18 protein-coding genes, 1 pseudogene and 1 other annotated feature are annotated in these 21,415 nt (G+C 30.5%); of the genes and pseudogenes, 8 read left to right on the top strand and 11 right to left on the bottom strand.

Going from position 1 to position 21,415, the window contains the following annotated elements; genetic code table 11:
• Nucleotides 1-4: 4 nt before the first annotated feature.
• The 3 genes from CDLVIII_RS22890 to CDLVIII_RS22900 form a co-directional block, all read right to left on the bottom strand.
• A complete protein-coding gene (locus tag CDLVIII_RS22890) occupies nucleotides 5-997 on the bottom strand; it encodes a substrate-binding domain-containing protein (protein WP_009171853.1) in 993 nt (330 codons plus the stop codon).
• Between the two features lie 144 nt (nucleotides 998-1,141).
• The gene (locus CDLVIII_RS22895; RefSeq protein WP_009171854.1) at nucleotides 1,142-2,767 is read right to left on the bottom strand and encodes a response regulator; all 1,626 of its coding nucleotides are present in this window, start codon (nucleotides 2,765-2,767) and stop codon (nucleotides 1,142-1,144) included.
• A gap of 211 nt (nucleotides 2,768-2,978) precedes the next feature.
• Nucleotides 2,979-4,718, bottom strand: a complete 1,740-nt coding sequence (locus tag CDLVIII_RS22900; RefSeq protein WP_009171855.1) for a histidine kinase — start codon at nucleotides 4,716-4,718, stop codon at nucleotides 2,979-2,981.
• Nucleotides 4,719-4,997: 279 nt separating this feature from the next.
• On the opposite strand from CDLVIII_RS22900, the gene CDLVIII_RS22905 reads away from it, so the two are divergent.
• Nucleotides 4,998-6,734, top strand: coding sequence for a solute:sodium symporter family transporter (locus CDLVIII_RS22905; RefSeq protein WP_035301896.1), 1,737 nt, complete (start codon nucleotides 4,998-5,000; stop codon nucleotides 6,732-6,734).
• A 351-nt stretch (nucleotides 6,735-7,085) separates the two neighbouring features.
• Here the strand turns inward: CDLVIII_RS22905 and CDLVIII_RS22910 are convergent, their stop codons facing one another.
• Complete coding sequence (locus tag CDLVIII_RS22910; RefSeq protein ID WP_009171857.1) at nucleotides 7,086-7,979, bottom strand: LysR substrate-binding domain-containing protein; 894 nt, start codon at nucleotides 7,977-7,979, stop codon at nucleotides 7,086-7,088.
• 129 nt (nucleotides 7,980-8,108) lie between these two features.
• Between CDLVIII_RS22910 and CDLVIII_RS22915 the strand changes: the two genes are divergently transcribed.
• Together CDLVIII_RS22915 and CDLVIII_RS22920 are read left to right on the top strand one after the other, a co-directional pair.
• Entirely contained in the window at nucleotides 8,109-9,224 is a 1,116-nt protein-coding gene (locus tag CDLVIII_RS22915; protein ID WP_009171858.1) for an alkaline phosphatase family protein, read from the top strand.
• An 88-nt stretch (nucleotides 9,225-9,312) separates the two neighbouring features.
• The gene (locus tag CDLVIII_RS22920; RefSeq protein WP_009171859.1) at nucleotides 9,313-10,257 is read left to right on the top strand and encodes an NAD(P)-dependent oxidoreductase; all 945 of its coding nucleotides are present in this window, start codon (nucleotides 9,313-9,315) and stop codon (nucleotides 10,255-10,257) included.
• A gap of 211 nt (nucleotides 10,258-10,468) precedes the next feature.
• Here the strand turns inward: CDLVIII_RS22920 and CDLVIII_RS22925 are convergent, their stop codons facing one another.
• Nucleotides 10,469-11,356, bottom strand: a complete 888-nt coding sequence (locus CDLVIII_RS22925; protein ID WP_009171860.1) for a LysR family transcriptional regulator — start codon at nucleotides 11,354-11,356, stop codon at nucleotides 10,469-10,471.
• 129 nt (nucleotides 11,357-11,485) lie between these two features.
• On the opposite strand from CDLVIII_RS22925, the gene CDLVIII_RS22930 reads away from it, so the two are divergent.
• Nucleotides 11,486-12,088 carry a LysE family transporter gene (locus CDLVIII_RS22930; RefSeq protein WP_009171861.1) on the top strand — a complete coding sequence of 201 codons (603 nt, stop codon included), beginning with the start codon at nucleotides 11,486-11,488 and terminating at the stop codon, nucleotides 12,086-12,088.
• 44 nt (nucleotides 12,089-12,132) lie between these two features.
• A complete protein-coding gene (locus tag CDLVIII_RS22935; protein WP_009171862.1) occupies nucleotides 12,133-13,326 on the top strand; it encodes a PLP-dependent aminotransferase family protein in 1,194 nt (397 codons plus the stop codon).
• A gap of 355 nt (nucleotides 13,327-13,681) precedes the next feature.
• On the opposite strand, the gene CDLVIII_RS22940 is transcribed toward CDLVIII_RS22935, so the two are convergent.
• Both CDLVIII_RS22940 and CDLVIII_RS22945 read right to left on the bottom strand, forming a co-directional pair.
• A complete protein-coding gene (locus CDLVIII_RS22940) occupies nucleotides 13,682-13,969 on the bottom strand; it encodes a Dabb family protein (protein ID WP_009171863.1) in 288 nt (95 codons plus the stop codon).
• A 40-nt stretch (nucleotides 13,970-14,009) separates the two neighbouring features.
• Nucleotides 14,010-14,687 carry a flavodoxin family protein gene (locus CDLVIII_RS22945; protein WP_009171864.1) on the bottom strand — a complete coding sequence of 226 codons (678 nt, stop codon included), beginning with the start codon at nucleotides 14,685-14,687 and terminating at the stop codon, nucleotides 14,010-14,012.
• 129 nt (nucleotides 14,688-14,816) lie between these two features.
• On the opposite strand from CDLVIII_RS22945, the gene CDLVIII_RS22950 reads away from it, so the two are divergent.
• The gene (locus CDLVIII_RS22950) at nucleotides 14,817-15,143 is read left to right on the top strand and encodes a helix-turn-helix domain-containing protein (RefSeq protein ID WP_009171865.1); all 327 of its coding nucleotides are present in this window, start codon (nucleotides 14,817-14,819) and stop codon (nucleotides 15,141-15,143) included.
• A 22-nt stretch (nucleotides 15,144-15,165) separates the two neighbouring features.
• On the top strand, nucleotides 15,166-15,339 hold the full coding sequence (locus tag CDLVIII_RS31595; RefSeq protein ID WP_186005521.1) for a hypothetical protein: 174 nt from the start codon (nucleotides 15,166-15,168) through the stop codon (nucleotides 15,337-15,339).
• A gap of 272 nt (nucleotides 15,340-15,611) precedes the next feature.
• Here the strand turns inward: CDLVIII_RS31595 and CDLVIII_RS22960 are convergent, their stop codons facing one another.
• From CDLVIII_RS22960 to CDLVIII_RS22970, 4 genes and pseudogenes are all read right to left on the bottom strand, one after another.
• Entirely contained in the window at nucleotides 15,612-16,343 is a 732-nt protein-coding gene (locus tag CDLVIII_RS22960; protein WP_242835796.1) for a HAMP domain-containing sensor histidine kinase, read from the bottom strand.
• A 39-nt stretch (nucleotides 16,344-16,382) separates the two neighbouring features.
• Nucleotides 16,383-16,463 (bottom strand): annotated as a pseudogene (locus CDLVIII_RS32805) (hypothetical protein); the annotation flags it as partial.
• A gap of 597 nt (nucleotides 16,464-17,060) precedes the next feature.
• Complete coding sequence (gene proS / locus CDLVIII_RS22965) at nucleotides 17,061-18,503, bottom strand: proline--tRNA ligase (RefSeq protein ID WP_009171867.1); 1,443 nt, start codon at nucleotides 18,501-18,503, stop codon at nucleotides 17,061-17,063.
• A 57-nt stretch (nucleotides 18,504-18,560) separates the two neighbouring features.
• Nucleotides 18,561-18,782 (bottom strand) — a binding site (T-box leader).
• A gap of 176 nt (nucleotides 18,783-18,958) precedes the next feature.
• Nucleotides 18,959-19,936 carry an AraC family transcriptional regulator gene (locus CDLVIII_RS22970; protein ID WP_009171868.1) on the bottom strand — a complete coding sequence of 326 codons (978 nt, stop codon included), beginning with the start codon at nucleotides 19,934-19,936 and terminating at the stop codon, nucleotides 18,959-18,961.
• Between the two features lie 276 nt (nucleotides 19,937-20,212).
• Here CDLVIII_RS22970 and CDLVIII_RS22975 point away from each other — a divergent pair, with 276 nt between their 5' ends.
• Nucleotides 20,213-21,055, top strand: a complete 843-nt coding sequence (locus tag CDLVIII_RS22975) for an SDR family oxidoreductase (protein ID WP_009171869.1) — start codon at nucleotides 20,213-20,215, stop codon at nucleotides 21,053-21,055.
• The last annotated feature ends 360 nt before the right edge of the window (nucleotides 21,056-21,415 follow it).

Genomic DNA, 21,415 nt, shown 5'->3' on the forward strand with positions numbered 1-21,415 from the left:
CAAATCATTTAAGTATTAAGTTTTGGTAATTATCTTTAGTAATTATTTTGTCTGTAACTAAATACTTATCCGGTATATTTTTACCATCCAAAAGATTTTCCATAAGTTCCTGCGACGCAATCTGCCCTACCTCCGTAGCGCTTATATATGCAGAAGCTATAAGAGGAGAATTTTCTTTTTGAAATTCATCTTTTGCTACATAACCTCCAACTCCTACAACTACAGCATTTTTTGCAAGGCTTGATTGTTCAAGTGCCTTTATTGCACCAATGGTGCCTGCTTCGTTTGCTGACATGACAAACCAATTTTCAATATTTTTATTACTAGCAATAGTGGAAGCTGCAGAATAAAAGCTTTTTTCTGACTGTCCATTATATTCCGCTTGAAAAATATTTTCTTTTGGAAAGCTTGGAAATCTGTTTTTAAACGTCTCTAATTGTCCTTCTGTTCTAGGAGCACAGCTAGATACCGAATCCATTGACATAAGCAAAAGTCCAGAAGAATTAGGATTAGTCATTTTATTATTTTTCTCTAAGTAATCTACCATAAGATTAGTCATATCTCGTCCAATCTGATTAGAATCTATTCCAACAAATGGAGCAAGATAACTTCCTTCATCAGTAAGAGGATCATCACAGGCGATAACAGCAATATTTGCTTTCTTACACCTTTCTATGGTTATTTTACTTAGTTTTTGATCAGGAACACATATTAAAATTCCGTTTACTTTTTGAGTAATTAAGTTGTCCAAAGCAGACAAATACACATCTGGATTCATTTTAGCGTCTATAGTAATTACCTCTTTAGCTCCCATTTTTAAAGCCTTACTTTTCGCAGCTTCACTTTCTTCCTGAAACCAAGTTTCATCTAAAGTTTTATAAATAACAGCAATGACTAGGTTAGATTTCTTAGCATCCTGTTTGTTACTTACAGTATCGCATGAAAAAGCAAAACTAGATAAAATTAAAATAAAAGCTAAAAGTATTCTCTTGTTCATATAATATAAATTCCTTTCAACAAGTTTTCATATAAGTTGAATTAAATACTTTGCGTTCGTATTCATGTAAGCAATAGTTATGTGGCTTCATTATCTCAACTTATATAGTAATTAGGTACATAAAGATAAATAGCAAGTCCGAAATTACAAATTTTTAAAATATGAGTCTCTAAATTGGTTTGGGGTCATGCCTGTGACTTTTTTGAACAGCATACTAAATTGTTGAGGACTATTAAATCCAAGTTTGTCTGATATTTCGTAAAGCTTATAATTGGTAGATATAATAATTTCTTTAGATTTCTCTATTCTAGCCTTTAATATATATTGTGTTACATTTTCGCCTATTTCTTCTTTAAATATTCTGCAAAGATAAACTTTATGTACATTAATGTTTTCTGCTATATCTGTTAAACTTAGTGATTGGTTAAACAGATTTTTATTTATGTACTCAATGGAATCAGATACTTTTTTGCTATACTTGTTTCTAAAAGAATTATTACATTTGATATTTATTATTTTTGAAAATATCTCAATAAACCAGCTTCTCATTTCTTCAACGGTTTCCTTTGTTGATAGGATTTCTATAGGTATGTATGAAGTTGAAAAAATATCTTCATAAGTTATTGAATATCTATTGCAGGTTCTTACTACTAAATCCAAGAGAGAAGAGTTTATATAATTTAGATAATTAAACTGCATAAAGCCCCTTATATCCTTGCCATATAAATGGGTTAATTCTAATTTTAAGTCTTCCATATCATTTTGCTCAATAGCTATATTGATAGCGTTAATTCTTTTAGTTAACGTGTCAGTATCAAAGTTTAAATTTTTAACGAAGGTATTGTTTAAAATTATGGTGTCATTGCCTAGAAACACCTTCATTTTAGAGAGTTTAAAGGCTTCATCAAAGTATTTTTTTATTCTAAATGGTTTTTTAAAGGTTGAGCTTACACTTATTGTTAAGCTGATATTATTACAACTAGAAACTCTTCGTCTTATTTCCTGAGCTAAATAATAACATTCATTTATTATATCTGCTTCACTAATGGTTGGAGTTAGCCGCATAATAGCTGTAAATTCCCCATTTTCACTATAAAAGCATTCTCCAATACTCAGTTCTTCCATAACTCCAGAAACATTTCCTATTATATTATTTAAGGTTTTTGTATAAAATTCTTCATCTTCTATGTATTTAAAAAAATTATCTATTTGTATTAAGAATAAAGCAAAAAGTTTTCCCTTTAAATTAAGGTTAAGGTTTTCAATAAAGCTATAACAGTCATCATCACTTATATCATTAAATATAAGCTTTCTTAGTGCGATATCTTTATTCTTTTTAAAAAACTCTAAAAGTTTACTTTCATTTTTAGTTTCAGCACTTTTAAACTTCATATTATCAAAATCTGTTTTAGTTTTGGCTAATATTCCGTATAGATCATTGGGAGTTATTAAATCTTTTATTAAATAGTCTGTTACCCCCATTTTCATAGCTCTTTGAGCATAAGTAAAATCTTCATAGCAGCTTAATATTAAAAATTTCTGTGCTTTATTTATTTTTTGTATTTCTTCTATTAAATCTAGGCCATCCATTATAGGCATTTGTATATCTGTAATAATAAGATCTGGTTTTATATCAGAGTATTTGTTCAATGCTTCCTTACCATTTGACGCACTATACACTATTTTAAATTCAGTTTCTTCCCAATTTATAATGTAAGATAAAATTTCCCGTGCTGGTATTTCATCGTCTACAACCATTACTTTATACATGTTTTTTACCTCCCTCACACATGGACTTGTTATTTTTCCTTGTATATATTGCAATTTGCAATGCACGGTTTGCAATTAACAATTTTTGAAGAAATCCTATAAGGAAAAGTGAGAGTCCGAATCTTGCATTTGGTTTCTCGAACCTTCTCTTTGAGCTTCAACCATAATTGTCAATTGTACATTGTAAATTTTTAATTTCAACATATATATATTAATAAATGTATGGAATATTAAATTCTATACAGGTTCCAATTCCAATTTTACTATATACTTTTAAGTCATATTCACTTCCAAAATATAATCTAAGTCTTTCACTTATATTATCCAGGCTTATCCCATTAAAGCCCTTGTGGGTAGCTTTCTTCTTACCAATTCCAACACCATCATCAATAATTCTTATGGTTATAAAATCTTTTTGCGGCGATATATCTATTATGATAGTACCAGCATAGCCTTTAGGCACGATTCCGTGATAAAGAGAATTTTCAATAAGTGGTTGAAGAATGAGTTTCGGTACTAAACAATTATTCAATTCTTCAGGTATATTACATACTAGTTTAACTATATCTCCATATCTATACTTTTGTATTTTTAGATAATTTTGTGTACAGGTAAGTTCCTCTTTTAAAGTTATAAGCTTTTTACTTGTCGATATACTTTGTCTGAGCAGACTGTTAAATGATTGAATAAGTTCTCTTATTTCTCCTTGATTATTTTTTATAGCCAAATAGTTTATTGTATTTAAGGTATTATGTATGAAATGAGGGTTAATTTGAGACTGCAATAAATCCAATTGAGTTTTCATGGATTCTACTTCAAGCTTTTTATTTTCTTCCTCTTCTTTATAAATTTGTTCAACTAAATTTTTCATATTGTGAATCATCTTATTGAAACTAATTATAAGATATTTAAGTTCATCCTCAGTTTTAGCTTCCAACTTATCTGGCCATTCCCCATTTTCAAATTTATTCATTGCCTTTGTTATATCATATATAGGATCAGTAATTTTTCTTGAAGTAATATGACTTATAAAAAGTACGACTATAATGCTGAAAATACCAATACAACAAATTAGTACTTTAATATCATTAAGGTTCTTATTTAAAGAATCTAACGATATCAATCCAATAACTCTCCATTCTGGATATGCTTCAATGACACTATTAAATTCAATATATTTTTCATTTTTGACCTTTACAGTATCATTATTAATTTTTTCTAACATTGCTTTATCATAATTGATATTTCCTATTTTATAGATCAAATTGCCATTTTGATCAACAATAAAAGTACTATCAAAGCCCCCATTGCAATAGTCATCTATGTTTGCAAATAAATTCTTTTTCTTTATGTTAATCATAAGATACCCTAATAGCGAGTAATTTTCTTTATCTAAATACCTAGAAAAATAAGTTATATTAGTCTTTTTTTCATAATCAGGATTTTCATAATTAAATGGAAAAGTGTTAGGAGCTGAGAATTTGTTTGAATAACCACTTTCAATGAAGTTGTCCAATTCCTTGTTTCCATAAATTAATTCACTATAAGGATATTGTGAATATAAAGGATCCATTATTTTTTTATCTGTTGTTAATGGAATAACAGAACTTATATAATTACTCCTTTTGGAATATTCTAAAAGACTATCAAAAAATTCAGTATTAGCTTCTGAATAAGCAGAATTGTTTTTATTAACTTTATACATATAGTCATAAATATTCGTATCGTTTTCAATCATGTAAGCATCATTTCTTATAGAATCTAAATTTTCATTAAGTATTTTAGAAATTACATTTATTTTCTCCGTCGCAACATTATTATACTGCTTAGTTATCTCCCTAGAAAAAATATAACTTATAGATGATGTAACAGCTAAAGTTAATGCAAATATTATAATTGAAAAATATATAGTTATTCTATTGCTTATTTTTGTGATCTTTTTCATCTTCATAATCATCACCTTAGGAAATTATAAGGCACATGAAAAAAAATAACAAGTTAAGAATAAAATGTATCTTAAAAATTTATTTTTAATTAAGTTAATATTTTATAAGAAAAGTTAATAATTTAAATTTTTATAATAGAACGATTTCAATATAATATGATTAACGATTACAGAAAACAATAACATCTTCTAGATTACAGGAATGTGAAGATTTAATATCCATAAAAATATTCAGGAAATATTATGGACTTAGTAAACGTTTCTACTTTAAAAGGAGGAAAAAACATGTTAACCATTATTTCATTTTTATTTTGTATCATATTGGTAGCAACCGTTACCTATCGTAAATTAAAAGGACAGAAAAATAATTCAAAGGATTCTTACTTCTTAGGTGGACGTAGTTTAACAGGTGGCGTTATTGGTGCATCTTTATTACTTACAAATTTAAGTGCATCTAACTTTGTTGGGATGAGCGCTCAGGCTTATAGCAGTAATATGAGCGTTATGGGCTGGGAAGTTGGTTCTGGTGTCACCCTTGTAATTGTAGCTTTATTTTTACTTCCAAGATATTTAAAACAAGGGGTTACAACTGTACCCGATTTTCTTGAAGAACGTTTTGATTCAGGTGTTAAAAAGATAGTTTCAATATTATTTTTATTAGGTTATGTTTCAAATTTACTTCCAATCACTCTTTATTCAGGTGCTATTGCACTAGCTCAAATATTTAACGTTCAGGAAACCTTTGGTATAAGCTATACAGCTAGTGTTTGGATTATGGTTTGGGTTATCGGTATAATAGGATTTATTTATGCTATACTTGGTGGATTAAAAGCAGTTGCAGTATCTGATACCTTAAACGGTATAGGACTAGCTATTGGTGGATTAATGGTACCTATATTCGGACTTATTTATTTTGGTCATGGCAGCTTTTCTACTGGATTGTCTAATATATTAGCAAATAATGCTGAAAAGTTTAATGCCATAGGAACATCACATGATCCAATACCTTTTGGAACTATATTTACAGGAATGATTTTAGTTAACCTTTATTATTGGGGAACAGATCAAGCAATTATTCAAAGAGCATTAGCAGCTAAAAACTTAGCAGAAGGCCAAAAAGGAATAATTTTTGCAGGTCTTTTAAAAGTATTAACGCCTTTAGTCGTTATAATACCTGGAATTATAGCTTTTCATATTTATGGAGCAGGAGTTAAAAACCCAGATTTATTATATTCAAGACTAGTAAATGATGTATTACCAAAACCATTAATTGGTTTCTTTGCAGCAGCTATGTTTGGTTCAGTATTAAGCGTATTTAATGGAGTTTTAAATAGTGCTTCAACTTTATTTGCATTAAATGTATATAGTCCTGTATTTGGAAAGGGCAAATCTGATAAAGAAATTATATCAAAAGGTAAATTGTTTGGACTTATTTTAGCTATAATTTCTATGACTATAGCACCATTTATAATGTATGCACCACAAGGATTATTTGAATACTTACAAACAGTTAATGGATTCTTCAATGTTCCTATATTTACAATAGTATTCATTGGTTATGTGACAAAGAAAGTTCCAGCTATAGCTGCTAAAATATCTATAGTATTATTTGTATTAACTTATGGAACACTCCAATTAGTAATAAAGCCAGATATACATTATCTTTATCAATTAGCTATTTTATTTGTAGTAAGCTGTATAATCATGCTGGTTATCGGCAAAATAAGACCAAGAGCTACAGAATATACGTTAAAAGATAATAACGTTGTAGATATAAAACCATGGAAATACCGTTATGAAGCTTGCGGATTTGTAATATTCTTTATGATATCAATGTATATAGTCTGCTCAAAGTTAGGATTTGCTAACGAAGGTGGAATAAGTATTAGAACCTTGATTCCTATAGCTTTAGTTGCTGCTATAATGTATGGACTAGTAAAGATTATAAAAGCAAGATCTTTAGGACATAGAAAGGATGGTTATGAAGAATTAAATTATAATAATGTAAAGGAAGGAATATAAAAATATATAGTAGACTCTAAAAAATGGAGGCTCTAGATAATTTTATACATATGTTGCAATTAACAATTGACAATGTACAATTGTAGTTGAAATCCTTACAGGATTTCTTGAAAATGTAGAATTATTAGTGCAATATATATATTAATAGAAAATTTATCATTAAAATATTGCTGGAAATTTTGATTTCTAGCAATATTTTTTATTTTAGTTAACCATTTTAAATAAATTAAATGTTACTGTTTGTGGCTTAATACATGCTGTTTTTGCTAATTCTTCTGCCATACGTTGACCTCCTAATAAACTCATGAGCATTATGCTTCTTAATATATAGGTAATATAGCCAGAGTGCTATCACATCTTTTGGAGATTCTCCTCCTTTATTGCACTACACAGCATTATAAAGTTATGCATATATTCTGTTAAGTGCTTGTTTTTATGATATGAAACATAGAACTTCCTTTTACAGTTATATTCTTCTAAATTTATTTTTGCTATTTTTCTGTTTTTTAATTCGTCTTGTATTAAGTATTGAGATAAAAGTGCTATTCCTTTATTATGAATTACAGCTTCTTTTATAGAATCAATACTTTTGCAAATCCATGTAACATTAGGAATAATATGCGATTCATCAAAAATATCTTGAAGCATTTTTTGAGTCCTACTTCCAGGTTCACGGGCTATTATTGGTTCCGAACGTAATTGATTAATTTTAATTGTTTGTTCAGCAAGGTGATTTTCTGGATGGCAAACAAGTATTAGTTTATCATCTAAAAAATCAATATATGTTAACTCACTGCAAGGAGATTCCATTTGAATAATGGCTACATCCAAATCATATGATAATATCTTTTCTTCTATGTGGGAGCTATTTCCAATTTCAACTTGAATATTTACAGAAGGATAAAGGTTCTGGAATTTCTCTAATATCGGATAAATCAGTTTATGACCAATTGTGGTACAAACCCCAATTCGTACTAGTCCTTGATATGAAAGATTTCTCATTTTTAAGTTCATTTGCCCTAAATCATATAATAATTGTTTTGCATGAAAAAGCAATTCCTTTCCATTAGAAGTCAAATATAGTTTTTTAGATAATCGCTCAAATAACTTTGTATTATATTCATTCTCCAGCGCTGATATTGACTGGCTGACGGATGATGGCGATATATATAATTTTTGAGCAGCTTTACTCATGCTCATTTGAGTACAAACTTCTACAAATATTTCTAAATCACGAATTGTCAATTGAAATCCCCCATTCCATATAGTTAAGTATTTACTAATCATTATATAATATTATTCATATTTTACAAAGCATTATAGAGGTGATAATCTAAAAACAAATAAGCGTCTTGATTAAAGGGGATGTGAATTATGCAAAAAATATTGATTGTTGTCATTGATGGGTGCTCTCCAGAGTATTTTACTTTGGAAAATGCACCAAATATTTATAGTTTATGTGAACAAAGAGGGTTCATAAAAAATATTTATGGTGCAGTTCCTACAGTAACCAACGTTAATCACGCTTCTATTCTGTCAGGACTTTGGCCAAATGAGACACAAATGGTAGGAAATTTTTTTTATGATCACATAACAGGAAAGTCTGGATTTATACAAGAGAAAGGATTTATGAAGGCTACTACAATATTACAGCACATTAAAAGTATTGGTGGTAAAACTGCTTTATTGACAGTAAAAGGAAAGATTCTTGAAGTATATGGAGAAGATGTTGATTTAAGAATTAGTGCTGAAAAGCCTGCTCTTAACCTTTTAGAGCAGCTAGGCATTTCTATGCCGCCAAAAATACAAAGTGTAGAAAGTAGCAAATGGATTTTAGATGCAGCCTACACGTGCATACAAAAAGAATCTCCTGAAATAGTGTACTGCACTACTAACGACTATATTATGCATCATTATGGGCCAAACTCTGAACAGGCTAAAAAGCAAATAAACGATATTGATAACTGTATCAAAAAAATATACGAATTAGAACCACCCCGCCAGATTTATATTACTGCTGATCATGGAATGAATAAAAAAACTACTCTTGTAAATTTTCAAAATTTATCTGAACAAGCAGGTTTTCATGTTGTATGCGTACCTCCAATAAAAGATAGATATATTGAAAATCATGGGTATCAGGAAGGTGGAACACTTTATGTATATATGAAAAATGCAGATGAAATGGAAAAGTATCTTCAATTTGTGTCTGCTCAAATATCAGTTGACAAAGTTTTGAACAAAAAAGAAGCTGCTGAACTTTATCATTTGCCAATAAATAGTATAGGAGACTACGTCATTTTTGCCTCTGAAGATTATGCATTTGCCGAAATTGAAGGTATTTATTTAAATACTAAAGACGTACGAACTCACGGCTCCCTTTATGAAATGAAAATACCTTTAGCAGCAATTAATCCTGCTGCATCAAAAGAAAAGTATCAATTCAGTAAAGATATAACTTCAAATATTTTGCAATTGTTATCTAGATAGCAGTGTGGACATTTTGCAAAGATTGTAATTGCAAACATCAAACGGATTTTCTTCGAAATAGATATAGAGCATGAAAGGTGGTTTAAAAATGAAAATTCTTATAGTCGGATATTTTACTGAGACCTCAAAATCAAATATTGTAAGGCATTTTCCAGAAGACTGGGACATTGTAATTGTCCAGCCCGGAAAAGAAATGTTGCATCACATTGAAGATTGTCAGGTACTCATACCTGAACATATTAAAGTAGATTGCAGTTTGCTTTCTATAGCAAAAAAATTAACGTTAGTACAGACGGGTGCAGGATTTGACAATGTAGATATAGATGCCTGTACGCAGTACGGCATTTGGGCCGCCAATGCTGCGGGAGTTAATGCACAGGCAGTTGCCGAACACGTAATGGCGCTCATATTGTCTTATTATAAAAACATACCGTTTCTTGATTCTTTCATGAAGAATAGGATAGATGAAAATGAATTGCAGTATACAGGGAGTGAATTAAAAGGCAAAACCATCGGGATTATAGGCTTTGGCGCCATCGGTAAAAAAGTAGCTGAGTTTTGCAGGGTTTTTGATATGAATGTTCTGGCTTATGCTAGAAATCCCGTTGTACAGTCTGACAGTTTTGTGAAAATGACGGATTTCGATACTCTTGTAAGCGCATCGGACATAGTAAGTGTACATGTATCCTTGAATCAGCAAACCAAACAGCTGATCAACAAAGAGGTATTCAAGAAAATGAAGAATACTGCACTTTTTGTCAATACAGCCCGCGGCGGAATTGTCAACGAAAGAGAGTTGATAGATGCATTAAAAAATAGGGACATTTCAGGAGCATGCCTTGATGTGTTTGAATTTGAACCTCTTCCAATTGAAAGTGAACTCCGAAATCTAAGAAATGTTATACTTACTCCTCATACAGCAGGCTTGCCTGATGGTCTCAAATTCCATAAAAAAAGATATGATTTCTTCGTGAATAATATAAAGCGTGTAGAGAATGGTGAAGAGCCTGAAAGCAAGCTCAATCAGTTATAGCTTTGATACAATAAAAATAAGAGCCTTTTATTCTACTTTGTATATGAATGTTATATACAAAGTAGATGGAATTATATTTAGGGAGATGAATTTGGTGAACTAAACACAGTCACTGTTCATATAAAAAATATACGAAAAAAACTTGGCAGTCAGAATGACTTTATAAGAACACAAAACAAATACCTTTGTTATTTCAATTCAAAATATTATATTAACTATTCATCATTTCTTTACTCAAATTTATAAAGGCTCTTAATGCTCTTGAAACCCACTTATTCCTGTGATATACCATTTGCGTAGTCAAATAGAAGGAATCTTCCCACAAATGAAGTTCTATCAATTCATTTCGTTTCAACTCCTCCTGAGCAGCAATCTTGGGAAGCAGCGTTATTCCAAGTCCGCTCATTGTCAATTGTTTGATTGATTGAATACTGCCCATTTCCATTATTGATTTCGGAGTTACCCCAGCATCATTGAGGCTTTGTTCAAAAAGATTTCGGTAACCGCAGCCTTTTTCTGCAACAACTATGTTACAGTCAGCAATATCTTCAGGATAAACATATTTCTTGAAAGTGAGTGGATGTCCTGGGGCTGCTAATAAAACTAAAGGTTCAGGAAATTCCAATTCTGTAATTAACTCAGAATCACTGATTTTCTGACCAATAATAAAAGCAACATCGATCTGATTTTCTCTTATCAATGCTTTACATTTGTTATTCCCCTCCATTTTTAGAATAATTTCAATCTCCGGATAACGCTCATGAAATTCCTTTAATAGAGGAGGAAGCCTTACAGCACAAAGTGATTCATTAGCCCCTATTGTCAAAGTTCCCTTTACTACATCTGATGTACTTAAATTGTTTTTTGCTTCATCACAAAGATTAATTATTTGTTTAGCATAAACAAGAAACTGCTCCCCTTCTGAAGTCAAAGATATATTTTTCCCTAATCTTTCAAATAAATTAACACCTAATTCTTTTTCCAACTGTTGTATCTGAGCAGTGATAGCAGATTGTGAATATCCTAGTTCAAATGCTGCTTTTGTAAAATTACTCAGCTTAGCTACGGTAATAAATGCATTTAATTGACGAAATTCCATTTGTATATACCTCCAAATCAATCATTTATTTTGATTGTTACAATTTAAACTATTGATTTCACTAATTATTAGTAGCATGATATCATATTGTTACTATCTTTTCAAATTAAAAAATTAAGGAGGTCAGCTATGTTCAATTTATCTGCACTTTTATCTTATGTTCTTGTTTCAACTTTTACACCTGGTCCAAATAATATTATGTCTATGACAAATGGTACTAACTTTGGATATAAAAAAGCATTGAAATTTGTTCTAGGCGCTACAGCGGGTATGGCTGTGATCATGTTATTGTGTGGTTATCTCAACTTATTTTTATTTAAACTTCTTCCCAACATAAAGTTGTCTATGGAGATATTTAGTTCGGCATACATAATATATTTAGCTATCAAGATACTCAAAAGTAATTCTAACCCAAATGCAATTAATGATTACAATATCAATACATTTAAATCTGGAATGCTTATGCAATTCATGAATCCTAAAACAATACTTTATGGTATAACAGTGACTTCAATTTTTATAATACCATACTATAAATCGAGCATAATATTATACTTATTTGCTATATTCCTTGCATTCGTAGGATTTATATCGATGTCCTGCTGGACTCTTTTTGGTTCATTATTTCAAAAAATTCTTAGCCGTCATAGAAAGTTATTCAATATTGTTATGGCATTTCTCCTAGTATATTGTGCATTATCAGTTCCCGATTTTAAACTTCTAATTCATTGATAATTTTTTGTACCCTGAACACAACGAAAGGAATGATGTTTAACATGAATATTAAATTTTCAAAAAGAAGTGATACAATTGAAGCTTCTGAAATAAGGGAGCTATTAAAATTAATAGGAAACAATAATATTATTTCATTCGGAGGTGGACTTCCTTCAGAGGAAACATTTCCGGTAGAGGAAATGAAGGTTATTTGTAATGAAATACTTTCAGACCATGGTGGAAAAAGTATGCAATACTCGACCTCTGAAGGATATGATAAGCTTAGGAAAATCATTATTGAAATTATGAGAGAAAGAGGAATCAATACAGACATAGATAATATACTGATTATTTCAGGCTCTCAGCAAGGTTTGGATCTAACTGCAAAGGCATTTATTGATGAAGGTGATACTATAATCTGCGAAAGCCCTACATATCTTTCCGCAATTAATGCCTTTAAACCTTTTTATCCAAAGTTTGAAGAGATCTTTATAGATAATGAAGGTTTAGACCCGGAAGTCTTAGAAGAAAAACTTAAAAATAGTAAAAATGTTAAGTTTCTCTATACTATACCAGATTTTCAAAATCCAACAGGAGTTACATTAAGTTTTGAACGACGAAAATCAATAATTGAGCTGGCAAACAAATATAATATTTTAATAGTTGAAGATAGTCCCTACAGTGAGTTGAATTTTACTGGGCAATATCTTCCTTCATTGAAAAGTCTTGATACTGAAGAACGAGTTATCTATCTCAGTACCTTTTCAAAAATCGTTTGTCCAGGCTTCAGAATTGGATGGATTTGTGCTTCCAAAGAAATTATAAAAAAATTTGTCTTGTTTAGACAAGGTTCAGATCTTCATACAAATATATTTTCTCAGATGCAGATAACAAAGTTCTTTGAAAAATATGATGTTAAAGCACATATAGAAAAAAATATAGCAATTTATAAAAATAGGAGGGATGCTATGCTTAATGCAATTAAAGCTGACTTTCCCAAAGAAGTTAAATATACTGAACCTAATGGAGGCTTTTTTCTCTGGGTTACACTTCCAACTTATATGGACAGCAAGGACTTACTAAAATGTGCATTGAAAAATGGTATAGCTTTTATTTCAGGCGAAGCATTTTTCCCAAATGGTGGTCATAAAAATACCTTACGCTTGAACTACACAAATATTAATGAAGCGAAAATAAGAGAAGGAATTAAAATATTATCAAATGTTATTAAAGAAAATATGCTACCAAACAATTAATATGAAAATAATAAGAATGTAATAAAAAATATATCTTAGATCTCAGCATAAAAACATATCAATATATACCAATGTAAATCTTAAATTTCCTAACCCTATTATTAGTATTGAAATATTTACCATAAATATCATTCTTGAAAAGAAAGAAGAAAGAGAACCTCATTCATTTTGACTTTGTTCTCTTTCATTAATTGGAGTCATTGTTAATATATTGTCTTTACATATATTAAGAATTACTATTCCTTCTTCTAAATATATTTTCTTTATTAATCCTTTTGATTTTTACTTTTTACCTCTTTTTCTGCATCTATCTTACAGGATGCAGTTTATCTATTATTTCATGGATTTATTTATATTAATCCATGGATTCATAGCATAAAGATGCTGCAGTCTTAAGAACACTGAGAATATGTTTTTGTACTTCAAGATGAACCGGGTGGACCTGATAGTTATTCAAATCTTCCATCGAATCAAACTTAGTAATGAGCAAAATATCATATTCTCCTTCATGTATAGCAACTTCTACTTTTATATCACGTAGAATTTCAATCTTACCTTTCATACTTAACAAAATATTTCTTGCCTTTTGGATATTTTCATTGCTTCTTTCCTCAAGCCTAAGCATTACATTATTCGTAATCATTTTACAATCACCCCTTTATATTTAAATATATTTATTATGATTAATTAGAAATAGTACTTTGTTTTGCAAGCTTAATGCCTAGCTCAAAAGCTTTATCACAATCTGTTATAAACTCTTCCTTTCGTTTCTCAGTATCTTCTACAGTACCATTTGGGTTAATTAGTGTCGAAAAATACTTTGAATACTCTGTTTCTAGTGGATAATTATAAATCCTAGTAACGCTCAGTGATTCAGCTGCTCCCATCCCCCATTGTGTCTGCAATTCAATGCTTTTAAAATGATCCTTGTAACTATAACCAAGTACATCGTCTGTTATATTCTCTACATTCATAGTATAAATATAACCAGTCGGTATAATTTTTTTGGGAGAACCAGAGCCTTCAAACCCCATACGAGGCCATATTAATCTTTCCATAAAAGATCTTGCTTCGCCTGTAAGAGAACTAAAATATATAGGAGAGCCAATGATAACAGCATCTGCATCAATAACTTTTTTAAGAATTGGAGTCAGCTCATCTTTTATAGCGCACATACCATAACTTTTTCCATCTTTATTTTTGCACGCTAAGCACCCCTTACAACCTTTATAATTAAAATCATAAAGATTTATTAGTTCGGTTTCTGCTCCTTGTGAAACTGCCCCTTTAATTGCTTCATTCAATAGAATTGAAGTTGTCCCATTCTTTCTTGGACTACCATTTATTACTATAACTTTCATATAAGCCTCCATTTTTTATTTTTTAGCGATTGCAATCTCTATTTGTATTGTATATGATTATTTTATAAAAATGAAGTATGCACATTATTGTTATATACTAAACAATAAGTAAGTAAGGAGGAAAATATTATGGAAAATGAACACGAACTTAAGTTTAGAGAAGACTGCCCTATGATTTATACTTTGTCAATCGTAAGCGGAAAATGTAAATGGATAATATTGTTTTTGCTATCTAAGTATGGAATGCTACGTTATGGCGAATTAAAAAATAAAGTACAAGTTATAGCTCATAGGACTTTAAGCCAACAACTTAAAGAACTAGAGGATAGCGACATTATTCATAGAGAACAATATAATCAAATTCCACCAAAAGTCGAATATAGTTTAACTGATAAAGGAAAAACACTCATTCCAATAATGAAGCTTATGTCTCAGTGGGGTCAAGAAAACGGCTAAAGTTTGTTACATAAGATAAATTGTGGCTTTAACAAATAAAAATAAAAAAATCTCACTTAATAAATTTGCTATGGTAACTAAAATAAATGCTTTTACAGGATTAAATAACATTCCGGCACTGATAATGAATGCAGTACAAGGAATAAGTGTAAAAATCCTAAATGAAGCAATTATTAAAAATGACAATGTACTATAATTTGGATATGCTTGCAAAAATCCAGTTATTTTTCCTGCCCCATCAATATACAATTGATATTTAAAAAATACAACTAGGATTGCTATCCAAAACAAAAAAGCAAAGCCTTTAAATAACTTATTCATCATTAATACCTTTATTCTTGCAGTAATTTTTATATTTAAAATTATAAATTTCCTACTTTTCTAACTATAAGATTCATTGTATATCGGATTTATTAAATAAAGGACTAGAAAAATCTTAAGAATTCTTAAGATTTTTTTTAGATAAATTTATCTCGTACTTTTAGGTAATTCGATATTAAAATTAATTTTATTTCCGCTACATTCAGCCCAAATTCTTCCTCTATGAAGTTGAATAATTTTCTTTGAAATAGGAAGACCAAGGCCAGATCCTTCTACTTCAACATTTCTAGACTTATCAATTCTATACATTTCATCAAATATCTTCACCAAATCATCTTTACTAATATTATGACCTTCATTAATAAAAGAAAGTTTAATATTCTTATCTTCTTCCCACATTATAATTTTAAATGTTGAGTCTTTATAACTATACTTTTCAGCATTTTTCACTAAGTTTTCAATAACTCTAATAAATTTTTGCATATCGATCTCACACATCAATTCATTTTTAGTACATTCAATTTCAACCTTTATATTCTTTTCATCTAAAAATAAAACATGCTCCCCCACTATCTGATTTATTAGAACAGCTACATTAAATGGAATTTTATTTAGTTTCACATAATTATTTGAAAGCTTAGTATATTCAAAAAGTTCTTCAATTAATTTCTTTAAATTTCCACTTTTTTCATAAGCTACTTTTAAAAACTCTTGCTGTTTTTCTGTAAAACTTTCTTTATCTTCATTAAGAAGTTCCAAATATCCAATAATAGATGTTAATGGCGTTTTTAAGTCATGTGAAACAGCAACTATCAACTCGTTTTTAGCTTCTTCCTGCTTTTTTTCTTTTTCATAATTTTCTTTAAGTCTCTCAGACATTGTATTTATATCTTCAGCTAACTGAGAAATCTCGTCATTGCCCTTTATCTCTATAGGATTTAAATAGTGCTGTGTCTTTATATTAGTAATACTTTTACTAATATTCTTTAGATATTTAATTCTTCCATAGAAGCTTCTAAAATGTTATATCCCTCATTTTCAAGATAAACTTTAATTAAATTCCGAATACTCTTATCGGCATTAACCCATAGAGAATCTATATATAAGTAATTCCAACAATACATTTTGCTATTTATCCCTGCAATGATTTTATCTTCATTATTTTTAATAACTCTATTTATCCATATGAAAGGCTGTTCCTGAATTTGTGGAACTATAGATAAATTTTAATTTACTAAGTTCTCTATAATTAATTTTGCGTCAGTATCATTACTTTCTTTTATAAAATAATCATTCATAATTATATCTCCTAAACCATATTATACCTATTAATTATACGGATTCATTGCCATATACAATAGAACCACTAGGTTTATTTTTTACTTATTCTGTGGTTTAAAATACATCATTAATTTATTCATATATAAATATTGCCTATATCCAAATTTTTATATTCACAAGATTTATCATTAGCTTTTTTCTAGAAACAAAATAAGAAGGCAAACCTCCTCCATCATCTGAACTTGGTTCGCCCCAGTAACTTGAGTATATTATTAATATCAGTAGCAGGTAATATAGCAACAATAATATAAAATCTTAATATGCTTTACCCCAATAAACCATTTTTTCTGCTTTTTTGCCACAACATACACATTTAGTATCAATCTCTTCTTGTTCAAATGGAATACATCTAGAAGTTAATCCTACTACCTCCTTAATCTTTTCTTCGCATTCTCTTTCCCCACACCACATAGCTTTAGTGAAACCTGATTTATTTTCAGCATTATCTTTAAGTTCTTCCATTGTTTTAGCAACATAGGTCCGTTCTTCCCTATTCTTTAATGCCTTTTCATATAAGTTCTTGTGAATCTCATCTAGTATAACTAAAATTCTATCCTTCAAATCATTTAAATTAACTACTTCTTTTTCTCTAGTATCTCTTCTAACTAAAACCGCTTGATTGTTTTCTATATCCTTTGGTCCAATTTCAATTCTAACTGGTATCCCCTTCATTTCATATTCATTGAACTTCCATCCTGGCATCTTATCTGAATCATCTAACTTAATTCTTACAACACTAGAAAGCATATTTTTTAGTTCATTAGCCTTGTCGAGAACTCCATCTTTATGTTGCGCAATTGGAACAATGACCGCTTGAATTGGTGCTACCTTTGGTGGTAATACTAACCCACTGTCATCTCCATGAACCATTATAATAGCTCCAATTAATCTAGTTGTAACTCCCCATGAAGTTTGATGCACATATTGCAACTTAGAATTTTTATCTGAATATTTTATATTAAATGCTCTAGCAAATCCATCTCCAAAGTCATGAGATGTTCCACTTTGAAGTGCCTTTCCATCATGCATCAAGCTTTCAATTGTATATGTTGCCTTAGCTCCTGCAAACTTTTCTTTTTCAGTTTTTTGTCCTTTTAGAACTGGAATTGCCAAATATTCTTCTAGCATATTAGCATAAACATTTAACATATCTATAGTTTCTTTTTCTGCTTCTTCTGCTGTTGCATGAGCAGTATGTCCTTCTTGCCATAAAAATTCAGAGGTTCTTAAAAATGGTCTAGTTGTTTTTTCCCATCTTACAACAGAACACCATTGATTATATTTCTTAGGCAAATCATTATAACTTTGAATAATCTTAGCATAATGCTCACAAAATAGAGTTTCTGAAGTTGGTCTCACTATTAATCTTTCAGCAAGATCTTCTCCTCCTGCTCTAGTAACATAAGCAACCTCTGGTGAAAATCCTTCTACATGATCCTTTTCTCTTTGCAATAATGATTCTGGTATGAACATTGGCATATATACATTTTCATGCCCTGTTTCCTTAATCCTATTATCTAAGTACTTTTGAATGTTTTCCCAAATTGCATATCCATAAGGTCTTATAATCATGCAACCTTTAACTGTTGAATAATCAATAAGCTCTGCTTTCTTTACAATATCTGTATACCACTGTGCAAAATCTTCATCTATAGCTGTTATAGCTTCAACAAATTTTTTATTATTATTTTTACCCATAATTTTCTTCCTTTCTGTCTATTAATTTTTAAATACAAAAAACACCAAGAAAAATCCAAAAGGGACCCTTCTTGGCGTTACCACCCTAATTATTATAAAATTGCGCGCAATAATCTTATAATCTCTCTTTATCTATAACGGAAATACCCGCTGTAGCCTACTATTATTTCGGTACAGAACTCCAAGGCTGGTTCAGTATATAATTTCTAGGAACTTTCACCAAGCATTCCCTCTCTAAATGAAATCACTATACTTACTATTCCTCTTCACAGCAATAATATTTCTCTCAATTTTACCTTAATAACCAGTTTGCGTCAAGCACTATATTTCCTTCAAGTTTACATAATATCCTTCATTTATTATATGGTTCACCGTAACAGTTATAACGTAGACTTTTTAAAATCTAAATGCTGAAACAACAAATTATCACCAACTGGAAAAGCATACAATACATCTTATATACCACTTTGAAATTCACCATTTTCAAAACTTTTTCGCAAAGCTCTTATATCTTTAAGTGGCGGCTGTCCGAATAACCGCTTATATTCCCTGGTAAATTGAGATGAGCTTTCATAACCAACTTCCATGGCAGCAGTAGTAACATCAATAGAATCACTAAGCATCAGTCGTCTTGCTTCATGAAGTCGCAGCTCTTTCTGATATTGTAACGGACCAATGGCAGTTACAGCTTTAAACTTATGGTGCAGTCCTGAGACACTCATATTATTTGATTTTGCTAGCTCTTCCACAGTAAAAGAACGCGTATAATTTTCTTTAATCCATTCTATAGCTTTACCAATTCCAACTATTTCCTGGTCAACAAGTACCTGTTGGAAAAATAGGTATCCATACTCTCCAGTTAATAGATGATAAATCATTTCACGCTTAATAAGTTCGGATAAAAAGTACGCATCTTTAGGTCTATCAGTTAGCTTCAAAAGTCTTATAAATAAATCTAGCAGTTCCTCATCTGACCTTCCTACAAATGCTCCTAAATATAGATTCTTATTCTTTATATTAAACTCAATATGAGCATCCATCACTACAGAAGCAATTTCACTTCTAGTAAAGCCGATTCGCAGACTAATACTTGGCAACTCTTTTGAAACTCCTTTTACTTGTACAGATACAGGCATATCAATTATAGAAGCTACGAAATCACCAGGATTAAAATGAATAATTTCGTTTCCTAAATGAACTTCCTTTCTTCCTTGAAGAATGATACCAAATGCAGGATTCATAACTCCCGGTGTTGGAGGAATTTCTTGACTGTGCCTTTCGATTGAAAAAAACGGAATTATTGTACTCCTGCTTCCATCCATTTTCGTAATCTTCTCTGTCATTTCAATCATAGTATCTAATGCCTTCTTTTTAATAAAGTTGCTCTCTTCGAATAATACTTCTTTTTTCAAATTTTCTCTTTTATCTAACATTTATTTATCACCTAGCCTTTATTTGTATATCACCTGTTAATAACTCCATATCTAGCTTCATTTCTCTACTCAATGATAATATTTATTAAAACTATAGTAGATATTGCTTAAAAAATCAATTTATTTTTTCCTCAATTCATTGTATTAATACTTTGCAGAATTAGGCAAATTTTAAGCATTATCGTTATATATTTTTTTTATCCCCCATGTGATAATATAGTTAGTTAAACTTAATGTCTAAATTATTTAATTCTAGGAAGAAAGAGGTATAGAGAAATGGAACAAAGAACTTGGTTTATAACAGGAATTAACAGCGGTTTCGGACGACATATGACTGAACAACTCCTTGAAAGAGGAGATAAAGTTGCTGGTACTGTCCGAAACATGAATTCGGTGGATGATCTTAAGGAAAGATATGGGGATCTTCTCTGGGTGGCTCATCTTGACGTTACCGACACCGCAACAATTTATGAGGTTGTTGACCAAGTCTTCAACGAACTTGGGAAAATTGATATTATTGTCAGCAACGCTGGATATGGACTTTTTGGTGCAGCAGAAGAATTAACTATTGACCAAATTACTCATCAGATTGACACCAATCTTTTAGGCTCCATCCATTTGATACGAGCTTCCCTGCCTCATCTACGTGCTCAAGGAGGAGGACATATTATACAGTTTTCGTCAGTTGCTGGCCAAACTGCATACCCTGGAGGATCACTCTATCATGCAACTAAATGGGGAATTGAGGGCTTCTGCGAAGCTATTAGTCAAGAAGTAGCTCCTTTTAACATAAGTCTAACTATCGTTGAGCCGGGCGGAGCACGTACGAACTTTAAAAATCATAGTGCCCAATTAGGTCAAGAGTTAGAGGCTTACTCAATTACTCCAGTATATTACGTAAGACGCATGCTTGAAAATACCTCAACTGATCCAATTGGAGATCCAGCAAAAATGGTAAAAATCATCATTGGCAGTATGGATAAGCAACTAATTCCAAAAAGAATCACTCTTGGCAGCGACTCCTACAATTCAATACATCAAGCACTCTTGAGTCGCCTTGAAGAACTTGAAGCACAAAAAGAACTTGCCTTTTCTACTGATTTTCCTGATAATAAATAAAAAGTAGAAGGTGGAATATGCATTTAAAGTGTCGAATTTATTAGATACAAAATTAATCATATATTTTTGAAAGCTTAGTAGAAACAAATAATCTGCTATCAATTCGTTTAGTTGATAGCAGATTATTTCATAAATTGAGTAAATATTAACTCTAATCCCTTAACGCGAATATTCTTATTTCTGCGTAAAAGTTAGTCTAACATAAATAAAAATCCTCTCAAATCATTGAACAATACAATCATACAATACTTTAAAAAAGTCCTACGTTATTTATGGTAGTCGAGTAGAGAAAGCTCTCACGAATTTTCCCCCTCTCAGATCCGTACGTGCCCAATTAAGGCATACGGCTCCTCATATTAT

The sequence above is a fragment of the Clostridium sp. DL-VIII genome (assembly GCF_000230835.1).
Taxonomy (GTDB): Bacteria; Bacillota; Clostridia; order Clostridiales; family Clostridiaceae; genus Clostridium.